We start from the raw sequence: 14,808 nt of genomic DNA, 5'->3' as shown, positions 1-14,808 counted from the left end.
GTCTACGGCGCGAACATGATGCTTGCGTGACAGCGCATGATGCATGCCAGGTTCGTGTTCGCGCGCGCGGCACACCGCAAATCGAGGACGGCTTCGAGATGCTGCAGCTGGCGCGCGGCTTGTCGCAGGAGGAGTTTCTGGCAGGCGCCCATTGTTACACCGTCATCAACACCAACTCGCCGCGCCGACATTCCGATGGCGCAAGGCATCATCGATTTTGCACATGCGGGCCAAGTCTCGGTGATCACGCCGTTCTGCCTGGCGGGCGCCATGGCGCCGATTACCGTTGCCGGCGCGCTGACGCTGCAGCATGCCGAAGCGCTGGCCGGGCTGACGCTGGCGCAGCTCGTGCGGCCCGGTGCGCCGGTCGTCTACGGCTCCTTCTCCTCCAATGTCGACATGAAGTCGGGTGCACCGGCATTCGGCACGCGAACGGCGGAGGGTGGAGCGGCGCCGGTGTCGTGAGACAGCGCCGCTACGGGCGTTTGATTTCTTGCTCCTGCCGAATTGCGGCCACGCCGCGGAACCAGCGGCGTCCCAAGACATTCAGGGTTACGGCCGGTGCCTTGTCGCATTTGCCAGCCATTGTGGGAGGACGACATGGGATTCGACCAGTATCACGAACCGCCCGAAGAATTGACGCAGGAGGTGCGGACCTTTGCCCGCATGATCACCTCGCTGATCGAGGAGGCGGAAGCGATCAGCTGGTACGAACAGCGCATGTCGGTGGAAAAAGACGCGCAAGCGCGGGCCATCATGAAGAACGCGCAAGGCGAGGAGTTCAAGCATTTCGGCATGGATCTCGAATTCCTGCTGCGCCAGAAGGAGGACTGGCGGGCGGAACTGAAGGAAATCCTGTTCACCACCGGTGACATCGTCAAGGCCGGCGAGAAGGGCGAGGAGAAGGTGGATTGAGCGTCTTTGCCGGCCTCGCCCACGATCAATCGCTGTCGCGCGCGATCAGCTCCAGCGGCCAGACCTCGCGCATGACCCGCGGACCTTCCGGGCCGGCGAAGGCCGGCATTGACGCCAGCAGCATTTCGGCGAGCCGCTGTCCCATCGGCTCCAGCGCCGGGCGGAAGGCGGTCAGCGCCGGCGAGAAGTAGCGGCAGAGCGGTGTGTCGACGATGACGGTCACCGCCATGTCGTGACCCGGCCTGATGCCCATCTCGGCCAGCGCCTTGCAGCCACCAAGCGCCATCGCGTCATTGTTGAAGATGATGGCGGTTGGCGGGTCTTTCGAGCGCATCACCCGCGGCGTCACCTCGTAGCCGCCGGCCTCGTTGATGAAGCCGGACGCAATCAACTCGGGGTCGACCTCGATGCCGTGCCGCCGCAGGGCCTTGCGGTAGCCGGCCAGGAACAGGTAGACGAAGTTGAGATCGAGCGACGGGCGGACGGCGGCGATGCGGCGGTGGCCGCGCGCGACGAGGCGGTCGACCGCATCGGCTCCGGCTTTTTCGAAATCGAGGTCGAGGGAAGGGTAGGACTTGGCCCCGGAACGGCTGCGCCCGAGCGTGGCGAACGGAAAACCGGTCTGGGTGAGATAGTCGATGCGCTCGTCCTCGCGCCGGGTCCAGGCCAGCAGCACCGCATCGGCGCGGCGCGTCTCGACGACACGGCGCAGCCGCTCCTGCTGGTAGTCGCCGGGCGCACCCATGACCACGATCAGGTCGAGTCCGCTTTCGGCGAGCCTGGCCTGCAGCCCGATCAGGAACGGAATGAAGAACGGCTCGCCATATTGCTGGTCGCCTGGATGCGGCTGCAGCATGAAGGCGATCGAATGGGTGGCGCCTTGCCTGAGACTGCGGCCGGACTGGTTCGGCGAATAGTTGAGCGTCCTGGCTGCCTCGAGCACGCGTTGGCGCGTGTCGGCATTGACATCGGCGCGGCCGTTGAGGGCGCGCGACACCGTGCCGATCGAAATGTTCAGGTGACGGGCAAGGTCGTGAATGCTGGATGCCAAGTGACTGTTCTCCCCCTTGCTTGGCTAGCACCGGCAGCCGCCCAGGCCAAGGCGACAAGACGATTTTCGCGAGCGGCCAATTGACATTCTACGCCTTCGGGTGTGTTCTCGTAAACGTTTACGGAAAACCGTTTACGGCCTTGCCGTGAATGCCGTGACGATCGGTCTGGAGGGACCGAGAGGGAGGAGTGCTGGATGATCAATGTCGTCCTGGTCGGCTGCGGAGCGATGAGCAAAGCCTGGCTCGATGCCGTGCGGCAGATCAACGGGCTTGCCATTGTCGGCCTTGTCGACCTCGACGCCGACAGGGCGCGGGCGAGGGCGCGCGAATACGACCTCACCAATGCCGTCATCGGCAGCGACCTCGACGCCGTGCTCGGCCAGACCCGGCCTGACGCGGTCTTCGATGTGGTGGTTCCCGCCGCCCGGCGCGAAGTCGCGCTTTCCGCTTTTGCCCATCATTGCCATCTCTTGACGGAAAAACCGCTCGCCGACAGTCCGGAGAATGCGCGGGCCATCGTCGAGGCGGCCCGCCAGGCCGGGCGTGTCCATGCCGTCGTCCAGAACCGTCGCTATGTCGCCAATGTCAGGCGCATCCGGAGATTTCTGGACTCCGGCGCCATCGGCGCGCCGACCAGCATCCACGCCGACTTCTTCGTCGCGCCGCATTTCGGCGGCTTTCGCGAAGAGATGGCGCATGTGCTGCTGCTCGACATGGCGATCCACACATTCGACGCCGCCCGCTACATGGTCGCCGGCGAGCCGGCCGGCGTCTATTGCCAGGAATGGGAGCCGGCCAATTCGTGGTACCGGCAGGGATCGTCGGCCAGCGCCGTCTTCGATCTCGGTGGGGGCAAGGTCTTCACCTATGCCGGTTCCTGGTGCGCCGACGGCTTCCGCACCAGCTGGGAGGGCAGCTGGCGCATCGTCGCCGAGCGCGGCAGCCTGGTCTGGGACGGCCACGACGGGCTGAAGGCAGAAGTGGTGGTGCCGGGCCGCGACGGCCTGATTGACAAGACCCAGCCGATCGAAGTGCCACCGCTCGATCCGGCCGATCGCATCGATGGCCATCTCGGCATTATCAGGGATTTCATCCGCGCCATCGAGACCGGCACCGAGCCGGAGACGCACGGCGCTGATAACATCAAGAGCCTGGCCATGGTTTTTGGCGCGATCGAAAGCGCCGAGACCGGCCGCCGGGTGACGATCGCAGAGGACGCACAATGACGCCAAACCCGCTTCTCGACATCCGGATCGGCACCATGGTGCGGGCCAATCTCGACGACCCGGCGGCCTACATCAAGGCGATCCTGCCGCTCGGCTTCGAGAGCATCCAGCCCTTCTTCTGGCAGACGCTGGGCGGCAAGGACCTGCCGCGGCTCGCCGGCCAGATCCGTGAGGCGATCGGCGATGCCGATGTCGCGGTGTCTTCGCTCGGCGTGTTCGGCAACCCGCTGGAGAGCGGCGATGTCGACCGCGGCGTGCTCCAGGCCTGGGAAACGGTGATCGACAATGCGCATCTGTTCGGCACCTCGATGGTCAGCGGCTTCACTGGGCGCCTGCGTGGCAAGCCGCTGACCGACAGCCTGCCGCGCTTCAAGGAGGTCTGGGGGCCGCTGGCCAGGCGCGCCGCCGACAAGGGCGTGCGCATCGCCTTCGAGAATTGCGCCATGGACGGCAACTGGGCTCTAGGAGACTGGAACATCGCCCACAATCCGGACGCCTGGGAGCTGATGTTCAACGAAGTGCCCGACGACAATCTGGGTCTCGAATGGGAGCCCTGCCACCAGCTCGTCTATTTGATCGATCCGATGCCGCAGATCCGCAAATGGGCGCCGCGCATCTTCCACGTCCACGGCAAGGACGCGACGGTACGCTGGGACGTGATCCGCGAGCATGGCGTGTTCGGTCGGCTGCCTTTCGTGCAGATGCGCACGCCGGGCTTCGGCGACAGCGACTGGACGCGGGTGATCAGCGAATTGCGGCTGGCCGGCTACAAGGGCGCCATCGACATCGAGGGCTGGCACGATCCGGTCTATCGCGGCGATCTGGAAATCACAGGCCAGGCACGGGCCCTGGAATATCTGAAGCAATGCCGGGGAGGCGCCAGCTACCTGCCAAACCCGGTGTGAGAGCAGACCGGCGGGGGGAGCCAGCCGGAAGTCCGCGGCGCACTGCCGAAGCGAATGTTGAAAGCCCTCGGATTGCGAGGACAAAAGGGAGGATAAGTGCATGAGCATCGCGAAGAGAACGACACTTCTGCGCTCGACCGTCGTGGCCGCCGCCACGGCGCTCTGCGCCACAATTTCCACCTTGCCCGCGCAGGCGCTCGACGCCCAATGGTGCAAGGACGTCCATATCCGTTTTTTCGTCGGGGGCGCCGAGGGCGACGCTTTCGGTACCATCGTTTACAATGGCGCCAAGCAGGCGGCGGCCGATCTCGGACCGAAGGTCGACTACATCTTCTCCCAATGGGACGTTGAAAAGATGGTGCAGCAATTGCGAGAGGCGGTCGCGGTCAAGCCCAACGGCATCGCCATGATGGGCCATCCCGGCGACGGCGCGATCATGCCGCTGGCCGAGCAGGCGCACAAGGATGGCATCAAGATGATGTACCAGAACGTGCCGGTGCCGAAGGTGGTGGAAGCGTTCGGCGGCGGCTATGTCGGCGCCCAGCAGGAGCAGCAGGGCCGCGCGCTCGGTGCCGAGGCGTTCAAGCTCGGCAAGCTCAAGGCCGGCGACAAGGCGATCATGATCGGCCCGTTCGAGAACGAGGCCCGTGGCGCGCGCGAGCGCGGCACGGTGGCGGCGCTCAAGGAGGCCGGCGTCGAAGTCATCCAGCTGTCGTCGCCGCCAAGTGGCGAATGGGCGTCCGATCCCAATCTGGCGATTCCGGTGATCACCGCGGCACTGCTCAACAATCCCGACGTCAAGGCGGTCGGTTATCCCGGCGGGCAGATGCTCGGCAATGTTCCCACCTACATGCAGGCGGCGGGACGCAAGGCGGGCGAGATCTTCAACTTCGGCTTCGACACCAGCCCTCAGATCGTCGAGGGTTTCAAGGGCGGCTGGGTGCAGCTGACGGCCGACCAGCAGCCGTTCCTGCAAGGCTATCTGCCGATCCTCAGCCTCTGCCAGCAGGTGGTGCTCGGCCTGGCGCCGATGAATGTCGACACCGGCGCCGGTTTCGTCACGCCCGACAATTACGAGATCGTCGCCGAGCTTGCCAAGCAGGCGCTGCGCTGACCTCCCAAGCCGTCGGCCGGGGTTCAGGCCCGGCCGGCGGAACCGCCGGCGAGAAGCCGGCACGAGACAATCAAGCGAGGACCGCCATGGCCGAACGTCTCATCGAACTGCGCGATATCAGCAAGTCCTATGGCCACGTCTATGCACTGGGCGGGGTCAATCTCAGCGTCGACCGCGGCGAGGTGGTCGGCTTGATCGGCGACAATGGCGCCGGCAAGTCGACGCTGATCAAGATCCTGTCCGGCGTGGTCAAGCCGACCAGCGGCGAGATCCTGGTGCGCGGCAAGCCGGTTACCGGATGGAGCGCGGCACGCTCGCGCGACGCCGGCATCGAGACGGTGTTTCAGGATCGGGCGCTGGCCGTGCAGCAGACCATCGTGCGCAACATCTTCATGGGCCGCGAACTCACCGGCTTCATGGGCTTTCTGAGGGTCAACAAGGAGATCGAGGAGGCGAGCCGGCTGATGCGCGAGATCGGTTTCACCTCGAAAGTGTTCACGCCGCATTCGATCGTCGGCCAGCTGTCCGGCGGCGAGCGCCAGGGCGTGGCGATCGCGCGCGCCATCTACAAGCAGGCGGAGCTGATCGTCCTCGACGAACCGACGACCGCGCTGTCGCTGACCGAGACCGCCAAGGTCTTCCATTTCGTGCGCCAGGTGCGGGCGAGCGGCCGCTCGATCCTGTTCATCGGGCACAACATCCACCATGTCTTCGACATCGCCGATCGCTTCGTCGTGCTGGATCGCGGCAAGGTCGCACTGACGACCGACCGCAGCCAGGTCAAGTCGGCCGAAGACCTCATCAATTTCATGGAAGACGTCGCGCACCCGGGCGGGTTGGCCGGACTGCATGACACCGGCGATACGGAGCAGGCAACGCGATGAGCAAGACCATGGAGCCCGATCTGCACGAGCCGTCCGCCGGCATTTCCCGGCAAGGTAGCCCTCAGAAGGAATGGAAACACCCATCCGATCACTGGATGCGCGGCTTCATCCTCGACAACCGCGCCTCGCTCGGCACGCTCGGCGTGTTCATCATCATGATGGCGGTGTTCATCATCGCCAACCCGACGGTCTTCACCACCTGGTACCTCTACCGCTCGGTGCTGACCACGCTGCCGGTGGCGCTGTTCGTGGTGGTGCCGCTGGTCTTCGTCGTCACCTGCGGCGAGATCGACCTGTCGTTTCCGGCGACGATGGGTTTTGCCTCATGGGTCTTCGCGCTGGTCGTGCAGGCCGGCTATGATCCGTTCCTCGGCATAGTCGCAGCGCTGATCACCGGCATGCTGCTCGGTTTCCTCGTCGGGTCGCTGGTGGTCTATGGCGGGCTATCGTCGCTGATCGCGACGCTCGGCATGAATTTCCTGCTGCGGGGCCTGATCCAGATCATCAACGAGGGCAAGTCGATGGCGCTGACCAGCCTTGCCGACAGCTGGGCCTACACGATCTTCTCCGGTCAGCTCATGGGCATCCCGGTGCAGGTCTTCTGGGCTATCGCCTTTGTCGTGCTGTCGGCGATGCTCTACAACCGCCATCGCTTCGGTGCGCAGGTGAGGGTGGTCGGCGATAACCCCGACAGCGCCCAGCAGATGGGTATCGACGTCAAGCGTGTGCGGGTGAAGGTGTTCGTCTTCGTCGGCATCGGAGCGGCGATCGCCGGCACCTTCTCGGTGATGATCAACTTCACCTGGTGGCCGACAGCCGGCGACGGCTATCTGCTGCCGGTGCTGGCATCGGTGTTCGTCGGCGGCACCCCGACCTGGGGCGGCATCGGCACCGTCGTCGGCGGCGCTATCGGCGCCGTCACCGTGTCGTTCATCCAGACCGGCGTCGTAGCGGCGGGCCTGAGCGGCTTCTACGTGCAGTTCTTCAACGGGCTGATCATCATCCTGTCGCTGCTGGGGCATAAGTGGAACCAGGCGCGGTATCGGTAGCTCAGCCGCATTTAGCGCCAGTCGAATAGTGGTGTTTCACCCAATGGTTTCTCTTCAACAACCGGAGCCTCGGCCTGTTCTTTCCGATGTGCTGCTTCTAAAATAATTTTCGCGTCTTCTAGCGCCAACAGAAATTCATCGAGGCACTCGCGTAATTCATTTCTTGAGAGAAGCTCAAAGTCACCGCGGTTCCACACGAGGGGCTGGCGTTTCGCTGAATCGCCTTTTCCAACTTTTGGGAAGCAGAGAAATTCGCCAGGCGATTTCCTAAAATCGGTTAGCGAAAACACAGCATCCTCAAAAATCGTGGCGAGCAAACGCATTTGCCAGATGGTCAACGGGAAGTTTGCCCAACCCACTGTAAAGATAGGAACCTGAAGCCCATTCTCAATGATGGTTATGAGGGGCTTCACGGGAACGACAAGCCCCTTACCAACTCGAAATGGTTCAATTATTTCGTCAAAACACGGCTTGCCGAAGTAGCCCCTTTTTTCATCGTAGTCATAAAACGCCTCAACGTACTCGCCGACAATACCACGGCTATTTGCGCGTCCCTTCGACATTGCCGCAATCAACGCGGTGCGCCGATCGAGTCCATAGACAATTCGGTCTCGAATAATCGGCGACGCCGCAGAATACGTAGTCGTTGGAAAGCCGGTCACAAATCTAACGAGTTCTTTCGTCGTTCGGGCGCGATCCGGAAAAACATATCGGACCCAGTTGTGAGCGTAGGGAGGCCTGCTAAGTTTGCTTATCTGCACGAGCGTTCCTCATTAGTGCCGGGTTTGACGTAAGAAATATTGCTGGATGAGATCGTCGGATATCTCCATTCCAGGATTGCTCCTCCCCGAAGCATTATACACTAGGTCCCACGGCCCACCTTTTTCATGGGACATATTCACAAGTTTTGTCGCCCCCAAGCGCATGTATTTGTCAATTATCGGATGCAGGAAATTTGCATCAGGCCCGCTTATAGTTTCGTATACGGGCACTCTCTTCAAAGAATTTAAATCGAGCCTCGTGGCTCTTGTTCTAATATCGGCAGCTCCAAAAGATTTAAATTCCGAATATATCTCCCTAATTACTGGACCGTAGTCCCAAGCCTCGATCTTTGCTTCAATTAACGGCTCTCCAAAATTAGCTAGATATGTGGAATGCAGAAAATATATTATTTTGTTGATCTCAAGATTTGTAATCCCCAGCCCTTCTGCGTCCGCACGATCGAGCACCAAATTTGCAATATAACGTGAGTCGTAGGCCATGCAAGAAATTGTACCCTATTTGTTCCCGGATGTCAGGCAAATTGCAAATGCGCTCACACCGCCGCGACGAACCCGTCCAGCACGCGTTTCTGGCCGGCCTTGTCGAAGTCGATGGTCAGCTTGTTGCCTTCGATGGCGGAAATGTTGCCGTTGCCGAATTTCTGGTGGAAGACGCGGTCGCCGACGTTGAAGGCGGACGGCTTGTCGGCGACGGATTTGGCGACCAGCTCGCCGTCGATGGTGCGGCCCTTGACCGAGGTGCGGCCGGCGCCGTAGCCGCTGTCCGTCTCGCCATAGCCGATGCGCTCGACCTGATGGCCGGAGCGCGAGCCCCAGTTGCGGTCGGTGGCCTCGGTGCGGTTGGCCTGCGCGCGCTGCCAGCCTGGCGTCGCATAGGTGTTGGAGAAGGCGCCGGATTTTTCGGTGTCGGCGCCGACATTGTCGAAGCGCGAAGCGCCATAGGGGTTCTGTCTTCCCGCGCCCTGACCGCCGCGACCGGAGGCAAAAGAACCGCCGCCGTATGAATTGCCGTAGCCGCCATAGGAGTTGCCGCTTTCGGCGACCTCGACATGGGCGTTCGGCAATTCTTCGAGGAAACGCGACGGGATCGTCGACTGCCACAGGCCGTGGATCTGGCGGTTGGAGACAAACCAGATATGCAGGTTCTTCTTGGCCCGCGTCAGGCCGACATAGGCCAGGCGGCGCTCTTCCTCCAATCCGGAACGGCCGCCTTCGTCGAGCGCGCGCTGGTGCGGAAACAAGCCTTCCTCCCAACCGGGCAGGAACACGGTCTCGAATTCGAGGCCCTTGGCCGAATGCAGCGTCATGATGCTGACGGCGTCGAGCCCGGCATTCTGCTCGGCATCCATGACGAGTGCTACGTGCTCGAGGAAGGAGCGCAGCGATTCGTACTCCTCCATCGAGCGGATCAGCTCCTTAAGGTTCTCCAGCCGGCCTGGCGCTTCGACCGAGCGGTCGTTCTTCCACATGTCGGTGTAGCCGCTCTCTTCGAGAATGGTCTCGGCGAGTTCGGTGTGCGGCGTTGTTTCCAGCGCCTTTTGCCAGCGCTCGAAATTGGCAGCCACTTCGCGAAGGGCTGCGCGCGGTTTCGGCTTCAGTTCGTCGCTTTCGGCGAGCTTGGCGGCGGCTTCCAGCATCGGGATGCGCAGCGCGCGCGCCGTGTCGTGGATCTGGCGGATGGTGGCTTCACCAAGGCCGCGCTTGGGCACATTGACGATGCGTTCGAAGGCAAGGTCGTCGGCGCCTTGCGCGACGACGCGGAAGAAGGCCATGGCGTCGCGGATTTCCAGACGTTCATAGAAGCGCGGGCCGCCGATGACGCGGTAGTTGAGGCCGAGCGTGATGAAGCGGTCCTCGAAGGCCCGCATCTGGAAGGAGGCGCGGACCAGGATCGCCATGTCGTTGAGATTGTGCTTTTGCCGCTGGTAGGTCTCGATGGTCTCGCCGACGGCGCGGGCTTCCTCCTCGGAATCCCAGGCGGCATGGACATGCACCTTGCCGTCATCCGGCTCGTTCCGGTCGGTGAACAGCGTCTTGCCGAAACGGCCCTCATTGTGGGCGATGAGGTGGGAGGCGGCGCCAAGGATGTGCGCGGTCGAGCGGTAGTTGCGCTCCAGGCGGATGATGGTGGCGCCGGGGAAATCCTTGTCGAAGCGCAGGATGTTGTCGACCTCGGCGCCGCGCCAGCCATAGATGGATTGATCGTCGTCGCCGACGCAGCAGATGTTTACTTTGTTGTCGCTCACGGCCGTACGCGAGCTTCGCTCGCTGGCCTCCGCGGGGGCGGCCTGGCCGGCCGACGCCCGGTCGGGCTTGCGGCCTTCGGCCGATCGCACATCCGTCGATGTCGACGCGCGCCCGGCATCAGGCCGCTGCGCCAGCAACCGCAGCCACATATACTGGGCGGTGTTGGTGTCCTGATATTCGTCGACGAGGATGTATTTGAAGCGCTTGTGGTATTCCTTCAGCACATCCGGATTAGCGCGGAAGATGCGGATCGGGTGGCAGAGAAGATCGCCGAAGTCGCAGGCGTTCAGGGTCTTCAGCCGCTCCTGATAGGCCTTGTAGAGTTCACGGCCCTTGCCGTTGGCGAACGCGCGCGCGTCGCCCTCGGCGATGTCGGCCGGACCTTGCCCCTTGTTCTTCCAGCCGTCGATCATCTGGGCGAACTGCTTGGCCGGCCAGCGCTTGTCGTCGAGTCCCTCGGCCTGGATCAGCTGCTTGATCAGCCGCACGACGTCGTCGGTGTCGAGGATGGTGAAGTCGGATCTCAATCCGGCAAGTTCGGCATGGCGGCGCAGCAGCTTGACGCCGATCGAGTGGAAGGTGCCGAGCCACGGCATGCCCTCGACATTGCCTTCGCCGATCAGGACGCCGATGCGGATCTTCATCTCGCGGGCGGCCTTGTTGGTGAAGGTGACGGCCAGGATCTGCGACGGGAAGGCCTTGCCGGTGGCGAGGATGTGGGCGATGCGGGTGGTGAGCACGCGGGTCTTGCCGGTGCCGGCGCCGGCCAGCACAAGAACCGGACCTTCGGTGGTTTCCACCGCCAGCCGCTGCTCGGGGTTCAGCCCCTTCAGATAGTCGGGTGCATTGTTGTGGCCGCCACGGGCAGCCATGGCGCGCGCGGCAATACCCGACGGGGCCGAGGGCCGCGCATTGGGTTCATCGAAAAAGGGCATGTCTTCGGAAAAGCCGGACATCGCCCCGAATGTAGTGATTCGGGGGCGAAAGACCAGAAGTGTCTACGTTTTGTTCCGGCAAAGTGCCTGATATCGCCGTTCAGGCCTTGCAGTAACCGAGAGTGACGAAAACCGAACGAGCGCGCCTCGTCGGTCGTCATGGCGCCGAGACTGCTGGAAACCCTGATACAAGCAAGATGGATTGCCACCATGGCGTGTGGCCAACTTGACAGGCGCGGCGGTCAGGAGAAAGTTGTGTCCTGGGCAGGAACGATTGCGTCGGGCTGTCCTTGGCGTCGCAAAGCGCAACAGTCGAAGGAGTATCATCTTGGCTGTCACCACCACCTCCCTCGTCCTCTTGCTCATAGGCCTGGCGCTCGGCGGCGGCGGTATCCGCTTGGCTTCGCTGGGCGGCAGCTGGTACTATATCGTCGCCGGCCTCGCCTTCCTGATCGCCGCCTGGCTGCTCTACCGACGCAGATCCACCGCGCTGTGGCTCTACGCGGCGATCGTGCTCGGCACGCTGGCCTGGGCCGTCTGGGAGACCGGCTTCGACTGGTGGGAACTTGGGCCCCGCGGCGGCATCATCGTGCTGGTGGCGCTATGGCTGCTGACGCCGTCGGCGAGGCGTGGTCTTGCCGGGCCTGACGCGCGCGCGCCGCTCATCCTTGCCGTGCTGGCATCGCTTGCCGTCGCCGGTTATTCGATGACAGCAGATCCGAAGGACATCGCTGGAGAACTCGACACCGACAAGGTGATCCCCAACGCCAACCTCGGTAACAATGTGCCGGCCGGCGAATGGCACTATTACGGCCGCACGCAGTTCGGCCAGCGCTATTCGCCGCTCGACCAGATCACACCGGACAATGTCGCCAAGCTGCAACCGGCGTGGACCTACCAGACTGGTGACGTGAAGGGTCCGGACGACATCGGCGAGACCACCTATCAGGTGACGCCGCTGAAGATCGGCGACACGCTCTACATCTGCACGCCGCACAATTTCGCCATCGCCATCGACGCCGCGAGCGGCAAGGAGAAATGGCGCTACGATCCCAAGGTCAAGCTCGACAAGGACCGCCAGCACCAGACTTGCCGCGGCGTGTCCTATTATGCCGATGCGGCCATCGCCGCCGGCCAGCCATGCGCTGCCCGCGTCTACCTGCCGACCTCGGACGCGCGGCTGATCGCGCTCGACGCCGCCAACGGCCAGGTCTGCCCCAGCTTCGCCGAGGGCGGCACGCTGAACCTTCTGACCAACATGCCCTATCCGAAGTCGGGCTATTATTACTCGACCTCGGCGCCGCTGATATCAGGTGGCAAGATCATCGTCGGCGGCGCGGTCAACGACAATTATTCGACCCAGGAGCCGTCCGGCGTCATCCGCGCCTACGACGCTGCCACCGGCAAGCTGCTATGGAACTGGGATTCCGGCAATCCGGACCAGACGACGCCGCTGGCGGCCGGCCAGACTTACACCGCCAACTCGCCCAACATGTGGTCGACGCCGAGCGCCGACGAGAAGCTCGGCCTGCTCTATGTGCCGCTTGGCAACCAGACGCCGGATCAACTCGGCGCCGGGCGCAGCGCCAATGTCGAGAAGTTCTCGTCGTCGATCACCGCGCTCGATCTCAACACCGGGCAGTTGCGCTGGGTGCGGCAGACCGTGCACCACGATCTCTGGGACATGGACGTGCCGGCGCAGCCGAGCCTGATCGACATCACCAAGGCCGACGGCACGGTGGTGCCGGCACTGGTCGGGCCGACCAAGCAGGGCGACCTCTATGTGCTCGACCGCCGAACCGGCGAGCCGGTCATCGCGGTCAACGAAGTGCCGGCGCCCGGCGGCGCCATCGAGGGCGACCACACATCGCCGACGCAGCCGGTCTCGGATCTTACCTTCATGCCGAAGCCGCTCACCGGCGCCGACATGTGGGGTCTCACCATGTTCGACCAGTTGGCTTGCCGGATCGAATTCCAGGGCCTGCGCTATGAGGGCCGCTACACACCGCCTTCCGTCCAGGGCTCGCTGATCTATCCCGGCAATTTCGGCACCTTCAACTGGGGTGGCGTCGCCGTCGATCCGGTCCGGCAGGTGCTGTTCGGCATGCCGACCTATCTGGCGTTCAAGTCGCAGCTCATTCCGCGCGATCAGGTACCGCCGCCGGACGAGGGGCGCGGCAGCGAGCAGGGACTGAACCGCAACGAGGGCGCGCCCTATGCGGTGGTGATGGGACCATTCCTGTCGCCGCTCGGCATTCCTTGCCAGGCGCCGCCCTGGGGCTATGTCGCGGGCGCCGATCTCAGGACCGGCACCATCGCCTACAAGCACCGCAACGGCACCGTCTACGACATGACGCCGCTGCCGCTGCCGCTGAAGGTCGGCGTGCCCGGCATCGGCGGGCCGATGATCACCGCCGGCGGCGTCGCCTTCCTGGGGGCCGCGGTCGACGACTATCTGCGCGCCTATGACCTGACATCGGGCAAGCAACTGTGGCAGGCGCGGCTGCCGGCCGGCGGGCAATCGACGCCTATGACTTACACGGTCGCCGACGGTCGCCAGTTCGTGGTCATCGTCGCCGGCGGCCACGGTTCGGTCGGCACCAAGCCGGGGGATTATGTGATGGCCTACGCGCTGCCGAAGTAGGGGATTGTTTCTGAGAGGTCAGCTTTTGCACGGGCGATCTTTCGGAACATCGCGCCGCCCCTCATCCGGCTGCCGCCACCTTCTCCCCGTATAGCGACGGGGAGAAGGGGCAATTCCTGCAGCGCTGGCGATTGACGAAACCATCGATGAAAGCGTCTTTCTCCCCGTCGCTATACGGGGAGAAATGCCCGGCAGGGCAATGAGGGGCAGCGCTACGCGGCGTCAGTAGCGAAACGATCAGCCAAGCCCGAGATGGCTCTTCAGGCTGGGCACCGAGCCGAGCACCTGGTTGGTGAGATCAGGGCCGGCGGCTGCTTCGGCCTGCTGGACCAGCATTTCGCCGGCCTTCTGGATCTGCGCCAAATCGAGGCCGGATGCCTTGAGCGCGGCGAGGCCGTTGACCAGCGCGCCGGCTTTTTCACCCAAAACGCCGCCAATTGCGCCCTGCAGCGATGACAGGAAGCCGCCCCCGGCCGGAGCGGCGGCCATGACGTCATATTGGTGGGCGAGATCATCAGCGCCGGCGATCTTGGCGAAAAACGCCGAGGCGCTGGTGCCTTCCGCCTCGTGTTCGAGCACCGAGAAAATGGTGCCGACGACTTTCTCCGTCGTCGCCTGGTCGAGGCCCGCTTTCTGCGAGACGGTGTTGACGATATCCTGGACGTTCATGGTCTGACCTCAACCTTGGGTTTTCTTGGATGCAGGCTGGCGCTGATTACCGCGGACCCTGATCATCGATCGCCTGGTGGAAGCGGCCGAGCGCAGTGCCAGCAGGGAGGCAGCGGCGAGCACGAAAACGGTGGCGAGGATCGGGGTGGAGAAGGTCATGGGTGTTGTTCCTTCTTGGTCGGAATGAGTGCAGATGCAGGGCAGGGACGAGACCGCCGCCGGCAGCTTCCCTAACATTGTGGCAGCAGCATCAAGATTGTCGAAAATGACCAAAATGTGATTGCAGCGGGTTCTGCCGCATCAAGGCTTTCGGGTGAGCACCGTCACCCAACCGTGACTGGACCATGCAGGTCTCGGCCCTATCTTGCGCCGCAACGAGACTTTCC

Annotated in this window: 13 protein-coding genes and 1 pseudogene; 8 read left to right on the top strand and 6 right to left on the bottom strand. The window is 63.3% G+C overall.

The features are described from left to right. Nucleotides 1-62 precede the first annotated feature (62 nt). Together NKH19_RS07275 and NKH19_RS07270 are read left to right on the top strand one after the other, a co-directional pair. Nucleotides 63-429: pseudogene (locus NKH19_RS07275) on the top strand (trimethylamine methyltransferase family protein); the annotation flags it as partial. Between the two features lie 171 nt (nucleotides 430-600). Further along, entirely contained in the window at nucleotides 601-915 is a 315-nt protein-coding gene (locus tag NKH19_RS07270) for a ferritin family protein (RefSeq protein WP_352865271.1), read from the top strand. A gap of 25 nt (nucleotides 916-940) precedes the next feature. Here NKH19_RS07270 and NKH19_RS07265 read toward each other — a convergent pair whose 3' ends face one another. Continuing rightward, on the bottom strand, nucleotides 941-1,966 hold the full coding sequence (locus NKH19_RS07265) for a LacI family DNA-binding transcriptional regulator (RefSeq protein WP_352865269.1): 1,026 nt from the start codon (nucleotides 1,964-1,966) through the stop codon (nucleotides 941-943). Nucleotides 1,967-2,161: 195 nt separating this feature from the next. Between NKH19_RS07265 and NKH19_RS07260 the strand changes: the two genes are divergently transcribed. The 5 genes from NKH19_RS07260 (at nucleotide 2,162) to NKH19_RS07240 (ending at nucleotide 7,145) form a co-directional block, all read left to right on the top strand. Beyond that, nucleotides 2,162-3,193 carry a Gfo/Idh/MocA family protein gene (locus NKH19_RS07260; protein ID WP_352865267.1) on the top strand — a complete coding sequence of 344 codons (1,032 nt, stop codon included), beginning with the start codon at nucleotides 2,162-2,164 and terminating at the stop codon, nucleotides 3,191-3,193. Continuing rightward, on the top strand, nucleotides 3,190-4,098 hold the full coding sequence (locus NKH19_RS07255) for a sugar phosphate isomerase/epimerase family protein (RefSeq protein WP_352865264.1): 909 nt from the start codon (nucleotides 3,190-3,192) through the stop codon (nucleotides 4,096-4,098). The genes NKH19_RS07260 and NKH19_RS07255 overlap by 4 nt, the downstream gene beginning before the upstream one ends. Before the next feature lie 100 nt (nucleotides 4,099-4,198). Then, nucleotides 4,199-5,212 (top strand): substrate-binding domain-containing protein, encoded by a 1,014-nt coding sequence (locus NKH19_RS07250; protein ID WP_023757039.1) that lies wholly within the window; start codon nucleotides 4,199-4,201, stop codon nucleotides 5,210-5,212. Nucleotides 5,213-5,298: 86 nt separating this feature from the next. Next, entirely contained in the window at nucleotides 5,299-6,096 is a 798-nt protein-coding gene (locus NKH19_RS07245; RefSeq protein ID WP_352865262.1) for an ATP-binding cassette domain-containing protein, read from the top strand. Next, entirely contained in the window at nucleotides 6,093-7,145 is a 1,053-nt protein-coding gene (locus tag NKH19_RS07240; RefSeq protein WP_352865260.1) for an ABC transporter permease, read from the top strand. The genes NKH19_RS07245 and NKH19_RS07240 overlap by 4 nt, the downstream gene beginning before the upstream one ends. A gap of 11 nt (nucleotides 7,146-7,156) precedes the next feature. Here NKH19_RS07240 and NKH19_RS07235 read toward each other — a convergent pair whose 3' ends face one another. The 3 genes from NKH19_RS07235 to NKH19_RS07225 all read right to left on the bottom strand — a co-directional run bounded on the left by NKH19_RS07235 (nucleotide 7,157) and on the right by NKH19_RS07225 (nucleotide 11,130). Continuing rightward, nucleotides 7,157-7,807, bottom strand: a complete 651-nt coding sequence (locus tag NKH19_RS07235; RefSeq protein WP_352865257.1) for a hypothetical protein — start codon at nucleotides 7,805-7,807, stop codon at nucleotides 7,157-7,159. Nucleotides 7,808-7,918: 111 nt separating this feature from the next. After that, nucleotides 7,919-8,407: a Panacea domain-containing protein gene (locus NKH19_RS07230; protein WP_352865254.1), complete on the bottom strand. Its 489-nt coding sequence runs from the start codon at nucleotides 8,405-8,407 to the stop codon at nucleotides 7,919-7,921. A gap of 53 nt (nucleotides 8,408-8,460) precedes the next feature. After that, nucleotides 8,461-11,130: an ATP-dependent helicase gene (locus NKH19_RS07225; RefSeq protein WP_352879983.1), complete on the bottom strand. Its 2,670-nt coding sequence runs from the start codon at nucleotides 11,128-11,130 to the stop codon at nucleotides 8,461-8,463. A 307-nt stretch (nucleotides 11,131-11,437) separates the two neighbouring features. Here NKH19_RS07225 and NKH19_RS07220 point away from each other — a divergent pair, with 307 nt between their 5' ends. After that, nucleotides 11,438-13,753 carry a glucose/quinate/shikimate family membrane-bound PQQ-dependent dehydrogenase gene (locus NKH19_RS07220; protein WP_352865249.1) on the top strand — a complete coding sequence of 772 codons (2,316 nt, stop codon included), beginning with the start codon at nucleotides 11,438-11,440 and terminating at the stop codon, nucleotides 13,751-13,753. A 237-nt stretch (nucleotides 13,754-13,990) separates the two neighbouring features. Here NKH19_RS07220 and NKH19_RS07215 read toward each other — a convergent pair whose 3' ends face one another. Continuing rightward, nucleotides 13,991-14,422: a hypothetical protein gene (locus NKH19_RS07215; protein ID WP_352865246.1), complete on the bottom strand. Its 432-nt coding sequence runs from the start codon at nucleotides 14,420-14,422 to the stop codon at nucleotides 13,991-13,993. Between the two features lie 9 nt (nucleotides 14,423-14,431). Next, complete coding sequence (locus tag NKH19_RS07210; RefSeq protein ID WP_352865244.1) at nucleotides 14,432-14,581, bottom strand: hypothetical protein; 150 nt, start codon at nucleotides 14,579-14,581, stop codon at nucleotides 14,432-14,434. Between the last annotated feature and the right edge of the window lie 227 nt (nucleotides 14,582-14,808).

The sequence above is a fragment of the Mesorhizobium sp. M1338 genome, from assembly GCF_040318045.1.
Taxonomy (GTDB): Bacteria; Pseudomonadota; Alphaproteobacteria; order Rhizobiales; family Rhizobiaceae; genus Mesorhizobium.
This window is presented reverse-complemented; position numbering and strand designations above follow the sequence as displayed.